General features: G+C 46.5%; 2 protein-coding genes. Both read right to left on the minus strand.

Going from position 1 to position 845, the window contains the following annotated elements; genetic code table 11:
* On the minus strand, positions 1 to 186 hold a 186-nt coding region (locus tag AAY47_RS18855; RefSeq protein ID WP_047771860.1), incomplete at its 3' end, for a SymE family type I addiction module toxin.
* Positions 187 to 268: 82 nt separating this feature from the next.
* Entirely contained in the window at positions 269 to 679 is a 411-nt protein-coding gene (locus AAY47_RS18860) for a helix-turn-helix domain-containing protein (RefSeq protein ID WP_047771862.1), read from the minus strand.
* Positions 680 to 845: the final 166 nt, after the last annotated feature.

Consider the following 845-nt stretch of genomic DNA (forward strand, 5'->3'; position numbering starts at 1 on the left):
CTTAGTTTTAACCGTGAGTGTGCAGCCCTTATCAAAGCCAGCGGCCTTAAGCCACTGGCCTTTAAGATGGATGGCAGGCGGGGCTTTAGCCTTGTCATTTTGCGGCACGTACCCCACGGTGTAATAACGTTCTGTTTTTGTCGCTTTATTTACGGCACGGTTTTGCCTAGAATGCGCCTTAGCCATGTTCAACTCCTATTAGTTGCTTGTGGTTAGCAACTTCGGCGTGTTGCAAGCGCGCCGGAGCTGCGTTAAAAATGTGTTCTCTTTAGCTGCCTTTCTCCTGCTCAACCGGGCGCATCGCTGATTCAACCCGGCTCTTCATAATCACCGCATCAATCAGTTTAATCACGGTTTCCTGCTCTTCCAGCTGGCATTCTTCAAGGGCTTTAAGCCGCTCGATTAACCGCGTGTTACTCAGCGGTAATTGTTCGTCAGACGAACCTAATAACAAATAATCAATCGATGTAGTAAATAACTCAGCCAGTTGTATCAGCTTATCCGCAGGCGGAATGTGCATCCCGGATTCGTACTTGTTGTATTGCGAAAGCTGCAACCCAATCAGGCCAGCCACTTCTTTCTGTGTTCTCCGTTGCTGGTTACGCAATGCTTTCAGCCGTTGACCAAATGCCCGGCGCTGTTCTTCGGTCTGCATAATCTCTTCTGTCATATCAGCCATAAAGTGCTCCGAGTATAAGGGATGTTATTAAAACGACTTGCTTTACTATCGTATTGCGATTATATAATATATCGCATGGCGAATCAAAATAAATCTTGACAGGTTTTTAAAGGAATAACGATATGGCTCGCATTCCCGACTCAGAATTACAGCACCTGAAATCCGC

Origin of the sequence: Xenorhabdus griffiniae (genome assembly GCF_001028135.1) — a bacterium.
Lineage (GTDB): Bacteria > Pseudomonadota > Gammaproteobacteria > Enterobacterales > Enterobacteriaceae > Xenorhabdus > Xenorhabdus bakwenae.